The sequence below is a fragment of the Sphingobacterium kyonggiense genome, assembly GCF_039536825.1.
Taxonomy (GTDB): domain Bacteria; phylum Bacteroidota; class Bacteroidia; order Sphingobacteriales; family Sphingobacteriaceae; genus Sphingobacterium; species Sphingobacterium kyonggiense.
Genome location: NZ_BAAAZI010000006.1, coordinates 136800 through 152703 on the forward strand (window position 1 = coordinate 136800; position 15904 = coordinate 152703).

The window sequence follows — 15904 nt, forward strand, 5'->3', positions numbered from 1 at the left end:
AGTTTGTTTAATTTTTATAAGTTGCCAAAAAACGGATAGCAAAAATTAGAATCAATACACAAGACTATGTCATATACAAATCAGGATATTTTAGGAAGAATTGGAGATTTATTAGTTGATTTAAACGAGCGATATGCAGCTTTAAATTCAGAGGATTTGAGCAAAGACCGTTTGGAATTACTGATGCTGAGTGCGAAAGCTAAGTATTTAGCGGAGCATCTGACGATTTTAGCAAATGAGCAAGCGGATCCTAATCAGTCTGCTAAGTCTGTTGTTTCAGAAGAATCGATTTTCACTCCTCCGGTGGAAGTTTCTGCACAAGAAGCGGATAACCAACCGGTAGAAGAGGAAATCCAAGAAGTAGAGCCTGTAGATGAGGAAGTGTCTTCGGTAGAAGAATATCATGAAGAGATTCCATTCTCGAGTCAATTTGGTGCAGAAAGCAACAAACAGGATGAGGAAGTAAGAAAAGAAGAGCAAGAAGAGGTGGAAGATACAAAGGAAACGGATAATGAGGAGATTGAAGAAGCAACGACGTCCATCACTGATTCTTTATCAGAGCCGGAACCTGATGTAGAAGAATATAAAGAAGAAGCAGAAAACGATCAAGAGGTTGCTGCGGAAGAAGCTTCAGAGATTGAGCAATACGAAGAGGAGAAGGAAACCGAACAAACGGAAAATACAGAAGAAAAGAAAGCTCCAGTTTCTGAAGAACCTGCTAGCTACCAATCTCAATCGAGTCCGGTACACACACCTGAGTCGAATTATACATCGGTAAAACCTGCCTACGAACAAGAGGCTAAAGAGGAGGTTAAACCAGTTGAAAAGGCAGAGCCAATCGCAACAGAACCTGTTGTTAATGAGGTTCGAATTGAAGAGAAAGAGGTGCGTATTGAAGAGCCTGCTAAACCAGAAGCTACGTTAAATGATTTGGCTAAGGAAGCAGAGGCGAAACCAAATCGTCCATTGACCTTAAATGAGCTGATTCAGCAACAGAAAAGAGCTGGCATGACCCATGCGCAGCAATTCAACACATCGTCCAGTAGAAGCTCGGAAACCATAGTAGATTTGAAGACTGCAGTGAGCTTGAATGATAAGCTGCTTTTTATAAAAGATCTTTTTAATGGCTATAGCTTAGCCTACAGCGAAGCCATCGAATTACTAAATAGATTTGATAATTTCGCCGAAGCAGATGCCTTCCTGCAATCTAATTATGCCCTTAAAAACAATTGGGCTACTAAACCCCAGACAGTCGATAAATTGTATGAGCTGTTGAGGAAGAAGTTTAATTAGTATTTGGTATATAGTATTTAGTAGTTAGACTTGGGCGGGTTAGAGTTTATTTTAGAAGTTGGAAATATTCAAGGTAATTAGATCTTAAGTGCTTTATCCATAAGGTATTGACTTAAGGTCTAATTACTAAATACTAACTACTATATACTCATAGAGAACTTAACCCAGCTATTTCCTTCGTGTCCATAGATGAAATATTTGGATTGTACGATTTCGGCAAGGATCTCGATATCTTGTAGGTAATCGGATTTTACAGTTCCGAACTTTGCTTTATTGATGATATAGATTTGGTTGTCTTTTACGGCTTTGATTTCTGCGTATTGAGTTTCCAGAAGTTGTGGAAGCTTGCTGAAGAAATCTGGAGCGTCGTGAATAAAGATTAAGAAATCAGCTTCGTTTAAGTCTTGATTGCTGGCAAGTAATTTACCCCCTGCAACTTGCATGATTTCCTCTAGGTAATCCTGGTCAATAACACTGCTGTTTAAATGTTGGATAAGGACATTTGGACGGCTTTCCATTGGGATGAACTTCAGCTTGTGGATGAGGATGTTGATTTCTTCTTCCAATGTTTCAAAAGCTTGAGGATTGCGTCCTTCCAATTCGTTGGCTATTTCCGTATAATGTTTTAGTTGATCCATTTGTATGAATAATTGTAGCTGCAAAGGTAATCAAGCTGCTTAAAAGAACCTACAAAGTTTGTCAAGATTAGTAAATAATTCGTATTTTGGAATGGTTAAAAACAAAGAGAATTATGTTTGATAAGTTATTTGAGGCGCAACAGAAAGCGAAAGAAATTAAGGATAGATTGGATCATGTATCGGTGTCAGGAGAGGCTGAAGGCGGAAAGATCCGTGTTATTGCTACAGCAAATAAAGAAATTAGAGAGGTTAAGATTGATCCAGAATTTTTAGCTGAAGCGGATAGAGAAGAATTGGAGGAGCTATTGATCGTAGCGATAAATAAAGCCATTAGCCAGGCTGAGAACATCTCGCAAACAGAGATGCAAGCAGCATCACAAGATTTACTTGGTGGTTTTGGTGGATTAGGAAATTTATTCGGTAATAAATAAGCAAATCATGAAATATACTTATTACGGACATTCGTGTTTTGAATTCGACTTTAATGGCACCAAAGTATTGTTAGATCCATTTGTGACTTACAATCCACTCGCAAAATCATTAAAAGCTGAGGATTTAAGTCCTGATTATATCTTCTTAACACATGGTCATGAAGATCATGTTGCTGATTTGGTAACCGCTCAAAAGAGTAAAGATGCAGTGGTCGTTAGTATTGTGGAGACTGCTGCTTGGGTTAGAAAACAAGGGATTGCAAAGGATAAGGTGATTGAATTTAACTTGGGTGGTACAGTACATCTTCCTTTTGGTAAAGTGAAAATGGTATTTGCAGCACATTCCAATAGTACTCCGGATGGTCAATATGGTGGTTTTCCTGTAGGATATGTATTCTTCGTGGATGGAAAGACCATTTACGTTTCTGGAGATACTGCCCTTACTATGGAAATGAAATTGTTGGAACGTTTTAATATTGATTATGCATTCCTACCAATCGGTGGTCACTATACCATGGACGCTGAAGATGCAGTAATCGCAGCCCAATTTGTGAAATGCCAAAATATCATTGGTACACACTTTGACTCATTCCCGCCTATTAAAATTGATCATGACGCAACAGAAAAGTTATTCAGCGAAGCTGATTTGACTTTGACTTTGCCAGAGATTGGCGAGACTTATTCATTATAAGACACCGCTGCGCTGTTAGATATGAGATATGAGACCGCTGCGCTATTAGAGGGGTGGAATTCAGGTCTTATAGCGTAAAAAAAGAAAGGAACAGTGTTATCGTTGTTCCTTTCTTTTTTTATACATGGACACAAATTATGCTATCCTTTTACTGCTCTATTCCGTGTCTGCTGTGAAGGGAGAAAGACTCTTCGCGTTGCTTTGAGTTGTTAATAGCAAAGATATTATCCCGCCATAGGTCTAATTACTAAATACTTACTACTAAATACTACAAAAGGCCCCTTATGGGGCCTTTTGTATTTTATGCAACGCTTTGTGCTCTATTGATGTGGAATTGAACCAGGTCATCAATAGGGGAGCGAAGGATTTTTCCTACTTTCATGCCATATTGCGTAGCTTTTTCTTCCAGTACATTACGGAAGTTGTAGCCTACTGAACCGATACAGTTAAATGTATAGGTTTGGTAGTCTGGGTATTTGCTAACCAAGTTATTGAAGAATGCTTCGAAAGCATCATCAACGATTTTACGTGTATATTGAAGATTCACGTTGTTGTCATATACAAACTTGCTGAAGCTAGCGCAGAAGCGGTTTGCTAGTGGTTTTGTATATACATTATCCATAATTTCGTCTGGAGATAATTTGTATGTTTCGTAGAATACTTCAGCTACATCCTTAGGCATAAGCCCACGGATGAAGTCTGTCAATAATTTCTTTCCGATATAACTTCCACTTCCTTCATCGCCTAAGATATAAGCTGCAGAGTCAATGTTGTGGGTAATATCTTTACCATCATAAATACAGGAGTTTGTACCTGTTCCAAGAATTGCAGCAAATCCTGGATTATTTCCTAATAATGCACGAGCAGCAGCTAATAAGTCATGGCCAACTTCGACTTTAGCTTGTGGGAATACCACTTGGATAGCGTCTTCTACAATCTTTGCCTTCTCTTCATTGTGTACACCTGCACCATAATAATTTACCTCAGTGATCTTTTCGAATGGAATATCCTGTGGTAGTCCTTTTTTAAGGGATGCAACAATGTAATCGCTATCTACAAAATATGGGTTGTAACCCTCGGTGTTGAAATAGATCTTTTTATTAGAATCATCTAACAAACACCAGTTTGTTTTTGTAGACCCTCCATCTGCAATTATTATCATTATCTAATAGATTTAAATTTTATTAACTTGTTTGTTCGTTTTACAATGGTAATTTTTAAGTACTGTCCCCAAAATAAGGGATTTATTGCTAAAAATAAGAATTTTTATGCGATATAATCAAAATAAAAGCTATCGAAAAATGGTGTAATTACACATAAAAGCTCACAATCTACTGATTGTGAGCTTCTTGTAAGGTTAAGAAATGTTTAACTACTTAGTGTATTTTTTACAATTAGTTGGCTATTTAGTGAGCGCCCTCAGCTTCAATATCATCAATATTAATACCTTGTTTCGTTAAGAATTTACGAACCAAAATTGCAAAGATAATGATGTACACAAAGCCAATCACTGGAACGATATAAGAGTTGTGGATACCAATGATATCCGACAGTTTTCCTTGGATAGGCGGGATGATACCTCCACCTAAAATCATCATGACTAAAAACGCAGATCCTTGTTCTGTATATTTGCCTAATCCTTGGATGGATAGACTGAAGATTGAACCCCACATAATGGAACAAGCTAAACCACCTGAAAGGAATGCATAAATCGCAACAGTACCGCTGGATAATAACCCGACAATCATAGCTAATAAACCAAAGGTTCCGAAGATAATAAGCGTGCGAACTGGTTTCTCTTTACTGATAAAGAAGGCAACAATTTGAATTGCCACACAGATGATGTAGAAGTACAATACAGACATGTCAAAGCCAGCCATCGTATTGACGCCGATAATGATACTAAAGGCTATTATTGGAACAATAATAGTTAATAATTGCTTTCTGGAACTGGTTAAATTAAATGCAGTGATTGCTCCTGCCCAACGCCCAATCATCATACCGCCCCAATACATACTTACATAGGGCGTGATCTGAGACGATTGTAAATTCCCGAATTCTTTTAAAGTTAATAATTCGCCTAGGTTAGAACCAATAGCTACTTCTATCCCTACATAGACAAATAGGGCTAACATACCCAATACCAATTGCGGGTATTTCATAGCTCCCCAACCTGCTGGGTTCTTTTTAGCTGAACTGTATGAAAATAACAATCCACCAACAACCACTACCAAAGCTCCTAGTAACCAGAACATACGACTCAGCTCTAGTTTATGCGATAAAGCCTTCAGATTCTCAGCAATGCTGATGTCCGTGTTGGTTTTTACTAATTCTTTTAACTTCTCTATTTCAAGTGCTGCATCAGAATTATAACTGGTGAACACAGGAATAAATGCACATAATAAAAGCACAGTCATAATGATTAAGGTTGTTCTGGCTTTATTAGCAGGCTCCATAGGTTCTAAATTGTAACCATCAGGAACTTTCTTGGAAAAGTAAAATAGGGCAGAGGCTAATAGGAACAATAGACCAACACCTACATAGAGATAAACCACTTTATTTAAAGGCAGATTTGCAATCTGATCATCGGAGATGGTTTCAAAAGTACCAAATAAGGCAAATCCAATAATTAAGGGGCCAATAGTCGTTCCTAAGGAGTTAATACCACCACCAAGGTTTACACGAGATGCACCGGTTTTAGGATCACCTAATAACACCGCAAAGGGGTTTGCAGCAGTTTGTTGTAGGGAGAATCCTAAGGCTACGATAAATAATCCAATTAACATTCCAAGGTAGATATTCACCTCAACAGCAACAATCATGGCAGCAGCACCTAAGGCGGAGAATAACAAACCATAAACAATACTTCGTTTATATCCCCACTTGCCGACAAGATCTTTTCCGGAGATTGTACCAAAGATAAATAGCAAAAGTGCTCCAATGTAATATGCCGTATAGAAAGCAAAGTCAATTAATTGGGATTGAAATTGATCTAGATGGAAATAATTTTTACAGAAAGGAATAAAGACACTGTTACCAGCGGCGATAAATCCCCAGAAAAAGAACACCACAATGAGGGTGTACAGTGCGGGGTAATTGGTGTTTGTTTGTTGGTTATTCATATGAATCTTAGCTGATTTATAATTTTAAAGACACAAATAAAGAATTTTTTTTTGATTTATCTTATAAATTAACAGAGTGCTAAAACAATTTACTAAGTTTGTCTGTCCTTTAGATAGTGAGGAATTGAAAAAAAATTACTATTTTTCTTTTGAAATTACATTTCTTCTTTTTTTCTTTGTGGCGGTTCTAAAAATTGTCTTTCAGTAAGGTATATGGAAAATCTGTTAAAGAAAAGATTTTGATTTACCTGAATCCCATCTTACATTCAAGAAGTTTTGAGAAATACAATTTCATTTAAAAATAAAAAATCCTATAAATCATAGAATAAATTAATGGATATTAATGAATTGAATACGAAACTCGTGTCTGAATTGCGCGAGATCGCTAAAGTTCTTGGTATCAGTGATGCCGAAAAGCTTAGAAAGCAAGAGTTAATAGATCGTATTACTGTAATAGCCCAAGAGGCACAACAAGCTCGTTCTGAAGAAGCGCCAGCTACCGAGACAGAAGAGTTTGAAGGTGCAGATCGTCCGCGCAAGCGCGTACGTACCGTCAAGGTTGCAGAGCCTGTTGCAGTAGGTCGTAAGAAATCTTCAGAAGAAGAACAACCCAAAATTGATTTCCCTAGTGCTCCTTCCGAACCTGAACAAGTAGAAACCCCAAGACCTTCCACTCCACCTGAACCAGCAGCAGCAAAATCAAATGCTACTGACTTTGATAATGTTATTGTCAATGAGGGTGTATTGGAAATCATGTCTGATGGATATGGATTCCTTCGTTCTTCGGATTATAATTACTTGACTTCTCCAGACGATATTTATGTATCGCAATCGCAGATTAAATTATTCGGTCTTAAGACTGGTGATAATGTGCGTGGATGTATTCGCCCTCCGAAAGAAGGTGAAAAATATTTTCCATTAGTTCGTGTAGAAGCGATTAATGGTCAAGATCCTGCAGAGGTTAGAGACCGTGTACCATTTGATTATTTAACGCCATTATTCCCGGATGAGAAATTAAATCTTGACTTAGGTCCAGGTAATTATTCGACTAGAATCATGGACTTATTTACCCCAATCGGTAAAGGTCAGCGTGGATTGATCGTAGCTCAACCGAAAACAGGTAAAACGAACTTGTTGAAAGAAGTAGCTAATGCCATTGCTAAGAATCACCCAGAGGTTTATTTGATTATCTTATTAATCGATGAGCGTCCAGAGGAGGTAACAGACATGGCACGTAGCGTACGTGCAGAAGTAGTATCATCTACTTTTGATGAGCCTGCTGATCGGCACGTAAAGATTGCTAACATCGTATTGGAAAAAGCAAAACGTATGGTAGAGTGTGGACATGATGTGGTTATCCTATTGGATTCCATTACACGTCTTGCACGTGCCTATAATACCGTAGCTCCGGCATCTGGAAAGATTCTTTCAGGTGGTGTGGATGCGAATGCTTTACACAAACCTAAGCGCTTCTTTGGTGCTGCCCGTAACATTGAAAACGGTGGTTCACTTACTATTTTAGCTACTGCCTTGACCGAGACAGGTTCTAAAATGGATGAGGTAATCTTCGAGGAATTCAAAGGTACTGGTAACATGGAATTGCAGTTGGATCGTAAATTGTCTAACAAACGTATCTTCCCTGCAATTGACTTGACAGCATCCAGCACGCGTCGTGATGACCTATTGGTTGATCGCGAGGAAATGCAACGTATGTGGGTATTAAGAAACCATTTGGCGGATATGAATTCTCAAGAAGCTATGGAATTCTTATTGACTCAAATGCGTGGTACGAAGTCCAATTCCGAATTTTTAATTAGTATGAATGGCTAAAATGCCATGATTAATTGATATTTTTGAGCCATCTTTGTTAAGAAGATGGCTTTTTTTTATTTATGAAGAAATACATTCCAAATACCATAACCTCCCTCAATCTTTTTTCCGGATGTATCGGTGTGATCATGGCTTTGCGCGGGGAGTTTAACTATGCTTTTTACTGTGTCCTTGCCTCCGGGATATTCGATTTCTTTGATGGAATGTCGGCTAGAGCATTACACGTAAAATCATTGATTGGAAAGGAATTGGACTCTTTAGCGGATGTGATAAGCTTTGGCTTCTTACCAGGTACGATTCTTTACATGTTATTAAAAGAGTCGACTACGAATGAGTATTTACCTTATTTAGCCTATATCCTGACGGTATTCTCCGCATTACGTTTAGCTAAATTCAATATCGATACCAGACAAACTACAGACTTTATCGGTGTGAACACACCTATGAATACCTTTGTTATTATTTCACTTCCTTTTATAGCACAGCAGTTTCCGGCAATCATCAATACTTATGTGTTATTGTTGATTACGATCGTATCCAGTTTATTGCTGGTCTCCGAGATAAAACTGTTCTCTATGAAGTTGAGTTCTTTGAAGTGGGCGGTCAATAAGTATAAATACCTGTTCCTAATAACAAGTGTTATATTATTGATTTTCTTGAAATTTTTAGCTCTTCCGATTATTCTGGTACTCTATATTTTCTTTTCTTACATCCATTTTTCTTCCGAAAAGTCACTGGATAATCAAGACAAAGTAGAGGCATAATCTTCCAGTTCTTCCATCGCTAGGGTAAAATCTTGTTCTAGTTTGGTGAAAATCTGCTGGATGTCCGAGAATGCTGCCTTTGCTTCTGCTTGCGATTCTAGTTCCTGGAATTGTAGTCTGATGTTGCTGGCACCAATATATTCCATAGTTGGCTTAATGTGATGTGCTTTACTTTTGATCTCTATGTAATCTTCCTTCCCTATGGCTTGTTTAAGTTCTTGGAAATCTTCCTTTCCTTGTCCTAAAAACATTCCGATCATTTGCTTAACTACATCAACATTGTTCATCATGTTTGACAGGATGAATTCGGGATTAATGATCTTGTAATTCATTATGATTTTAAAATATTCACTAACAATTGGTCTTTTGACCCCAATAATAAGTCTTTGTTTGATTTCTTTAAAACCGGATGTATATATTGTGGCGAAATTTCGACTAAAGGAACTAGGGTAAAGTTGCGTTGATGTAAAAATGGATGTGGTATCTTCAAATTCTCAGAATCAATAATTTCCTCGTTATAGTATAGCATATCGATGTCTATTACACGAGAACCCCATTTCTTAAAGCGGATTCTTCCTAAATCATTCTCTATACTTAAAGCAATCTGTAAAAATTCCTCTGCAGAAAGCTCGCTTTCTACTAATAACACTTGATTTAAAAAAATGGGCTGGTCTTCTTCACCCCAAGCCTCAGATTCATAGATGCTGGATGCTTGCTCGATATGTCCTAATTTCCGACTAATCTGTTCGCGTGCCTGTGCAAGTTGATTTAATGGATCGCCAATATTAGCACCTAACAAAACGTAAACCTGATTCATGTGTTTAATATAAGAATTGTTAATAGGATAATTCAAATAATAACTTATTTTTACGACAGCGACAAAAAATTATTGATGAAAGCATTTTTTAAATACGTATTAGCGACTATTACAGGGATATTGATTTTCAGTGTCTTGATGTTCTTTATTATGATTGGAATTATCGGCGCCATGGTAAGTTCCGTGGGCAGTAAATCCGAAACAGTTACACCTAGTAACGCGGTATTACTGATTAACCTTGATCATGCCATTACCGAAAAAACAGAACCTAACCCATTTGAGAATTTAGACTTACCGGGTTACTCCGGTGCTCGTAGTCTTGGTTTGAATGATATGGTTTCTCGCATTAAGGCTGCCAAAGATGATGGTAATATTAAAGGAATTTACTTAAATGTTTCAGGTGTGAATGCAGGATTCCCAACTGCAAAAGCAATTCGGGAAGCTATTTTAGATTTCAAAACTTCAGGTAAGTTTGTTGTAGCTTTCTCCGATGTCATGAGCCAAAAAGGCTATTATATCAATAGCGCTGCAGATGAGATTTATTTGAACCCACAAGGAAGTCTTGATTTCCGTGGTTTGGCTACTTCCGTGATGTTCTTCAAAGAAGCTATGGATAAATTGGGTATTGATATGCAAATCTTAAAGGTTGGTACCTATAAGAGTGCAGTCGAACCATTTATGATGAACAGCATGAGTGAGGCGAATAAGGAACAGGTGAATTCGTATTTGGGTAGTATTTATGATACTTTTCTTTCTGATATTTCAGCTAGTAAAAAATTATCTGTTGACAGTCTTCGTGGGATAGCCAATGGTTATTTAATTCGTGAACCAGAAGATGCAAAGAAATATGGATTTGTAAACAACCTATTATATAAGGATGAGGTATTCGCAAAGATTCGCGCGAAACTTGGAATAGAAGAGAAGAAGGATATTCCTTATGTGTCGATCTTAGACTATACGAATAAGCCGAGTTCAGGTGAAGCTGGAGGTGATCGTATAGCTGTATTGTATGCCTATGGGGAGATTATTGATGGAGAGGGGATGGATGGTCAGATTGGTGGTGATAAATTATCTCGTGAGCTCCGTCAGTTACGTCTAGACGATAAGGTTAAGGCTGTAGTATTGCGTGTTAACTCTCCAGGTGGTTCTGCCTTGGCATCCGAAAATATCTGGCGTGAGGTAGATCTTACGAAAAAGGTGAAGCCTGTAATTGTTTCCATGGGTGACTATGCTGCGTCTGGAGGTTATTATATCTCTGCTGCTGCAGATTCAATTTTTGCTGATCCTACTACCTTAACAGGTTCTATTGGGGTATTCGGTATGATTCCTAATTTCCAAAAACTCTTCAACGAGAAGTTAGGTGTTCATTTTGATGCGGTTAAAACAGCTAAATTTGCCGATATGGACGTAGATATGGATCGTCCGTTGACCGAAGAAGAGAAGACCATTATACAAGGAGGTGTCAATAAAATCTATCAAGTATTCATGAAACGCGTTGCTGATGGCCGTAAATTGGATGTTGCCTATGTGGATAGCATTGGTCAAGGTCGTGTATGGACTGGTAAACAAGCTGTAGATTTGAAATTGGTTGACCGAGTAGCGAATTTAGATGAGGCAATTAAAGCAGCAGCAAAAAAAGCAAAATTAGATAATTACCGTGTTTCTGAGTACCCTCGTATGAAAGATCCATTTTCAAGCATTCTCTCCACTTCAAAAGAGAAGATCAAAATATGGATGCTAGAGGACGAACTAGGTGACTATGTCAAGTATTACAGTGAATTGAAAAAAGTAAGCAAACAAAGCGGGATTCAAGCGAGGATACCGTATTTAGTTGAAATATATTAAACATAAAAAGGCGCTGATTCGAGTTTTGAGATCAGCGCCTTTTTTATATCTTTAGACACGTAAAATCAACCGGAAATAAAACATAAGATGAAAACTATCGACGATTTAAATTTTAATGGAAAAAAAGCATTGATCAGAGTTGATTTCAATGTACCCCTAGACGAGAACTTCCAAATAACCGATGATAATAGAATTCAAGGCGCATTACCAACGATCAAAAAGATCTTGAACGATGGCGGTTCTGTTATCTTGATGTCGCATTTGGGTAGACCAAAAGAAGGTCCTACGGATAAATTTTCGCTTAAACATATTGTAAAGCATTTATCTGAAGTTTTAGGTGTAGAGGTACAATTTGCTAATGATTGTATTGGTGAAGAAGCTAAGGAAAAAGCAGCAGCCCTAAAACCTGGTGAAGTGCTTTTATTGGAAAACTTACGCTTCTATAAAGAAGAAGAGAAAGGCGATAAAGATTTCGCTAAGAAATTAGCGGATTTAGGTGATGTTTATGTGAATGATGCCTTTGGAACAGCACACCGTGCGCATGCTTCAACCGCTATTATCGCAGAAAACTTCCCGAATAATAAATACTTCGGATACTTAATGGCAAAGGAAATTGCCAATGCAGAGAAAGTGATGAACCACCCGGAGCGTCCTTTTACCGCTATTATGGGTGGTGCTAAAGTATCTGATAAATTGGAGTTGATCGAGGCTTTATTGGATAAAGTTGATAACCTAATCATCGGTGGAGGTATGGCTTATACCTTTATTAAAGCACGTGGTGGTGAGATCGGTAAATCTCTTGTCGAATTAGATAAATTGGATCTAGCGAATGATTTAGTGAAGAAAGCAGAAGAAAAAGGGGTGAATTTGGTATTGCCTACAGATGCTCAAATTGCAGATCGTTTTGCTAATGATGCGAATGTATATGATGGTCCTAATGATGAAATCCCTGCTGACATGCAAGGTTTAGATATAGGAAAGGAATCTTCTGAGCATTTCCACGATGTAATTATGGCTTCAAATACCTTATTATGGAACGGTCCAATGGGTGTATTTGAGATGGAAACCTTTGAAAAAGGTACTCGCGCAGTAGCAAATGCTGTCGTTGCTGCTACTGAAAGAGGCGCTTTTTCTTTGATTGGTGGAGGTGATTCTGCAGCAGCAATCTCTAAGTTTGGAATGACCGAACATGTAAGCTATGTAAGTACCGGTGGTGGTGCTTTATTGGAATACATGGAAGGAAAAACACTTCCAGGTGTAGCAGCTATTCTTGATTAATTAAGATAATAAGCATATTAAAAAAGCCGCAGTGAAACAATCACTGCGGCTTTTTTAATTTCAAAAACCCATCACTCAAGAGTTTTTGCTTGTTCTGAGTCTTCCTTTTCTTAATCTCCCAATTCCTTTTAATGCTTTAATAACTATAATTGAAACTAAAGCTAGGTACTATTTTTCCTCTAGCACTAGGGTGATTGATATAGCTTAATTTGGATCCAAAGCCAAAATCTGGCAGTTTATATCGTAATAAATTGAAGTCTACGGACAATCCTACGCCATAGGAAGCAGGCGCTAAATTGTTCTTTCCAACGTTTTGATGGTCGCTAAATAGATACCCGTGAAAGCGTTTTACATAAGCTAGAGGGCCTATCGACCAGTCTGGGTAAGCAATAGGGAAACGGTAGTTTAAGAGTAGGGTATTATCCACCTTTTCCGACTTAAAATGTGCCCATCCACCAACCATGGGAAGCTCATTGGATGCTAAGTATCGACCGTCTCCATGTTGCCAAGAGAACCTTGCCTGAAAGGCATGGTTAGCATAAAATCCAGGGAAATAGAAGTTGCTTTTCAAACTGAAATATTGCCCATTCATGTTGTTGCTAAAGGGTACATGACGGTAAACAAAACTGATGTTTTGCCCCCATCTCGGTACCAGATCCATATTGCTACGGCGTTGATTTCTGTTGAAATATACCTGATAATTCAATGGAAAAGCTATCTCATATTGAAAGCTTCGAATGGTATTTAAGCTTAAATCATAACGTTTTTGATAAGAAGTACCGAAGTTTAAACCATAGCTATATAGGTCTTTCCCGCGGTATTTTTGAAAAGGAACCTGTAAATCTAAGGTATAAACGTGCTCTCTGTAGTCAAAATTTATAGTCTCATTTGGCTTATTTGCTACCTTGGCTTGCCCTACCATACCTCGGTTTTTATAGGCAAAAGTCAGTTTTGGGAAGTATCGTTGATAAGAAATCTCCGCAGAATAGGTGCTTTTTTCTCTTTCTAAATCATACTCATAACCCAATTTTAATTGCGAAGTATGGAGTAAATCATTCGCAATCCAGAAGATTCCAGGCTTGTAATTATCGAAACTTTCGAAATTATTCGCGCTAATACTAAGGCTATGGAAGTTCAAAAAGTGGCTCCAAGGACTGTATTTTTTACTAGTTAGTCCGACATTCTCAGCTGAATTTGGTAGAAAATAAGGCTCTTTTACGGTGCTATCTACTAGTGTTGGGACGTATTCTAGCAGCGAAATTCTTGTTTTTTCTACCGTATTCAAGTTCAGTTTTGCCATCTTATAGCCGTTATAACGATAGCTATTGTAAAGGATTTCGCCTTGATTTCCTATGCTCGGATTACGGAATCCAAGTTGAGATTCACTGATTTGATAGAGCTGATTGTCCGAATTATCGATAAGAAATAGGTTGTCCGCATCCGAACTTTGCCCCTTAAATACGATGCCTTTTTCGCTGTAAACTGGTCGTTCCAGTTCTTGATTTGACCAACGAAGTAGCCATCGAGTAGCCTTTGTTTGCAGGTCAATTTCGATCAGATTATTGCCTTTTTCTCCAATAACGATGGCAACTATTTTCGTATTGTCACTGTTTAAAGATGGTTGTAATAACTGTGATCCATCCGCTAAATTTATGATTTCACTTACTGATTTTGTGGAAATTTCGATTTTAACGAGGCTGGAGACATTGTTTTCATTTACATGAACTGCATATACGTTTTGAGAATTTGCATCGATTATAGGGCTGTAAAAGCGGCTGTTTTTGCTGAGATCATGGCTTTTTTTCGTCTTGAAATCAAAAATTCGGATAATATTATAGGTCTGTTTCCCAAATCGAGCATCTCTTCGGGTTTCTTCCCAAACTATATTATTGTTGTTAATATTAAAATAAGGTCTCAGCTGATAACCCAATTTTAGGATGCTTTTTTGCTTTTCACCCTCGATTTCAACGATCTCATCTATCCTTTGCGGGCTCTCTTTTAAAGCATAGATAAGGTTGGAAGCATTCGTTTGTGGTAAGAAATAGCTGGAGAAATAGCGGTCATCTTGGTTTGCTAATAGGTCTCCTTCTTGGTTTTTCCAGCTCGTTTGCCATACCTTATTTAGGCTGTCCATACTAATTTGATGGAGCTGATGACTGTATAAACCAGTATGTTTTTTTAGAGCCAAATTGAAGTTGTAAGGTCTTAATAAATGGCGGCTCATATCCTTTAGGATTTGCTCTTTCACAGCTTCTCCTTTTGTGTTGTTTAGGTAGGCATTCATCACATATCCGGTCAAGTAATAGGAAGGAGTAATGTCCTTATAAGAACCAATGATGTTCTTACTAAAAGTGTAATTTCTTCCACTCAGTAAATTTGCTTTTAGAGGTAAAAACCAATCGTTCGACCGGCCTCTACCACCATTGGAAAATCGGGTTTCGATATCAACTGCATCGCCCTCAAAGTACCAAGCTGGAAGGTGAATACCATATAAAGCCAAGGCTAGTTGTTCGAAAAATGGTCCTTTGATTTTACCTGTCAATTTGTCAAACTGTGCTACATGTCGAAGCTCATGTTGTATCAGGTTGGGAAGCCAAGCAGTGTTGTCGGTAGCCGGCCCTGGGGTGCTATACAGTTCCACTTTTCGAGGTGCTAATTGAACGAAACCATTTTGTTCAATGTGATTTTCTTGAAAAATTATCGAGATTTTTTTAGGCTTGATCTTTAAATCCTCCGAGGCATTATCAAGCATGGTTTGTATTTGTTGGGCTAGGAGCGAGGCACTGCTTTCAAACTCTTGTGGGTAGATCAGCTGAAAATTCGGACTGTTGATTTGTCTCCATTTCACCTTAGGAGAGGGTTGATCGTAGTCAAAAATCTGTGAAAATAAGTGTGATGTATTTATTGTTAATAATAATACAGTTAATATGCTGATAAATATATGCTTATATTTCATAAATATGCTAAAAATAGGCTAATGCTAAATATATTAGTAAGAAATACTTGTATTATATAGTTTATAGATTTATATAGTCATATATAAACTATTGAATATAAGTGTTTAAAGGTAAAATTTAAAATGATATATTTTTGCTGTTTTTTGATTAAAAATGACCTCTTTTTAAGTTTTTGTAAGAACTGTTTGCCTTTCTAAAACAAGCTCTGTAAATGTAGACTATTTCGAATTATTTACCA

The 15904-nt window shown here is 37.6% G+C and carries 13 protein-coding genes; 7 read left to right on the forward strand and 6 right to left on the reverse strand.

Going from position 1 to position 15904, the window contains the following annotated elements:
• The first annotated feature begins 66 nt into the window (after positions 1 to 66).
• A complete protein-coding gene (locus ABD676_RS05420; RefSeq protein WP_344673576.1) occupies positions 67 to 1293 on the forward strand; it encodes a hypothetical protein in 1227 nt (408 codons plus the stop codon).
• Between the two features lie 140 nt (positions 1294 to 1433).
• Here ABD676_RS05420 and ABD676_RS05425 read toward each other — a convergent pair whose 3' ends face one another.
• Positions 1434 to 1931, reverse strand: coding sequence for a substrate-binding domain-containing protein (locus tag ABD676_RS05425; RefSeq protein ID WP_344673577.1), 498 nt, complete (start codon positions 1929 to 1931; stop codon positions 1434 to 1436).
• A 113-nt stretch (positions 1932 to 2044) separates the two neighbouring features.
• Between ABD676_RS05425 and ABD676_RS05430 the strand changes: the two genes are divergently transcribed.
• Together ABD676_RS05430 and ABD676_RS05435 are read left to right on the forward strand one after the other, a co-directional pair.
• A complete protein-coding gene (locus tag ABD676_RS05430; RefSeq protein ID WP_344673578.1) occupies positions 2045 to 2362 on the forward strand; it encodes a YbaB/EbfC family nucleoid-associated protein in 318 nt (105 codons plus the stop codon).
• Positions 2363 to 2369: 7 nt separating this feature from the next.
• On the forward strand, positions 2370 to 3053 hold the full coding sequence (locus tag ABD676_RS05435) for a metal-dependent hydrolase (protein WP_344673579.1): 684 nt from the start codon (positions 2370 to 2372) through the stop codon (positions 3051 to 3053).
• 301 nt (positions 3054 to 3354) lie between these two features.
• On the opposite strand, the gene ABD676_RS05440 is transcribed toward ABD676_RS05435, so the two are convergent.
• Positions 3355 to 4215, reverse strand: coding sequence for an N-acetylglucosamine kinase (locus tag ABD676_RS05440; protein WP_344673580.1), 861 nt, complete (start codon positions 4213 to 4215; stop codon positions 3355 to 3357).
• A 244-nt stretch (positions 4216 to 4459) separates the two neighbouring features.
• Positions 4460 to 6175 carry an MFS transporter gene (locus ABD676_RS05445; protein WP_344673581.1) on the reverse strand — a complete coding sequence of 572 codons (1716 nt, stop codon included), beginning with the start codon at positions 6173 to 6175 and terminating at the stop codon, positions 4460 to 4462.
• Between the two features lie 333 nt (positions 6176 to 6508).
• Here ABD676_RS05445 and rho point away from each other — a divergent pair, with 333 nt between their 5' ends.
• Together rho and pssA are read left to right on the forward strand one after the other, a co-directional pair.
• The gene (gene rho / locus ABD676_RS05450) at positions 6509 to 8005 is read left to right on the forward strand and encodes a transcription termination factor Rho (RefSeq protein WP_344673582.1); all 1497 of its coding nucleotides are present in this window, start codon (positions 6509 to 6511) and stop codon (positions 8003 to 8005) included.
• A gap of 62 nt (positions 8006 to 8067) precedes the next feature.
• On the forward strand, positions 8068 to 8769 hold the full coding sequence (gene pssA / locus ABD676_RS05455; protein WP_344673583.1) for a CDP-diacylglycerol--serine O-phosphatidyltransferase: 702 nt from the start codon (positions 8068 to 8070) through the stop codon (positions 8767 to 8769).
• Here pssA and ABD676_RS05460 read toward each other — a convergent pair.
• Positions 8748 to 9101: an Hpt domain-containing protein gene (locus ABD676_RS05460; RefSeq protein ID WP_344673584.1), complete on the reverse strand. Its 354-nt coding sequence runs from the start codon at positions 9099 to 9101 to the stop codon at positions 8748 to 8750. The two genes, pssA and ABD676_RS05460, sit on opposite strands and share 22 nt — an antisense overlap.
• The gene (gene folK, locus ABD676_RS05465) at positions 9101 to 9586 is read right to left on the reverse strand and encodes a 2-amino-4-hydroxy-6-hydroxymethyldihydropteridine diphosphokinase (protein WP_344673585.1); all 486 of its coding nucleotides are present in this window, start codon (positions 9584 to 9586) and stop codon (positions 9101 to 9103) included. Before folK ends, ABD676_RS05460 begins: the two co-directional genes overlap by 1 nt.
• A 75-nt stretch (positions 9587 to 9661) precedes the next feature.
• Between folK and sppA the strand changes: the two genes are divergently transcribed.
• Positions 9662 to 11431 (forward strand): signal peptide peptidase SppA, encoded by a 1770-nt coding sequence (gene sppA, locus ABD676_RS05470; RefSeq protein ID WP_344673586.1) that lies wholly within the window; start codon positions 9662 to 9664, stop codon positions 11429 to 11431.
• Positions 11432 to 11518: 87 nt separating this feature from the next.
• Entirely contained in the window at positions 11519 to 12709 is a 1191-nt protein-coding gene (locus ABD676_RS05475) for a phosphoglycerate kinase (RefSeq protein ID WP_344673587.1), read from the forward strand.
• A gap of 136 nt (positions 12710 to 12845) precedes the next feature.
• On the opposite strand, the gene ABD676_RS05480 is transcribed toward ABD676_RS05475, so the two are convergent.
• Positions 12846 to 15665: a hypothetical protein gene (locus ABD676_RS05480; protein ID WP_344673588.1), complete on the reverse strand. Its 2820-nt coding sequence runs from the start codon at positions 15663 to 15665 to the stop codon at positions 12846 to 12848.
• Between the last annotated feature and the right edge of the window lie 239 nt (positions 15666 to 15904).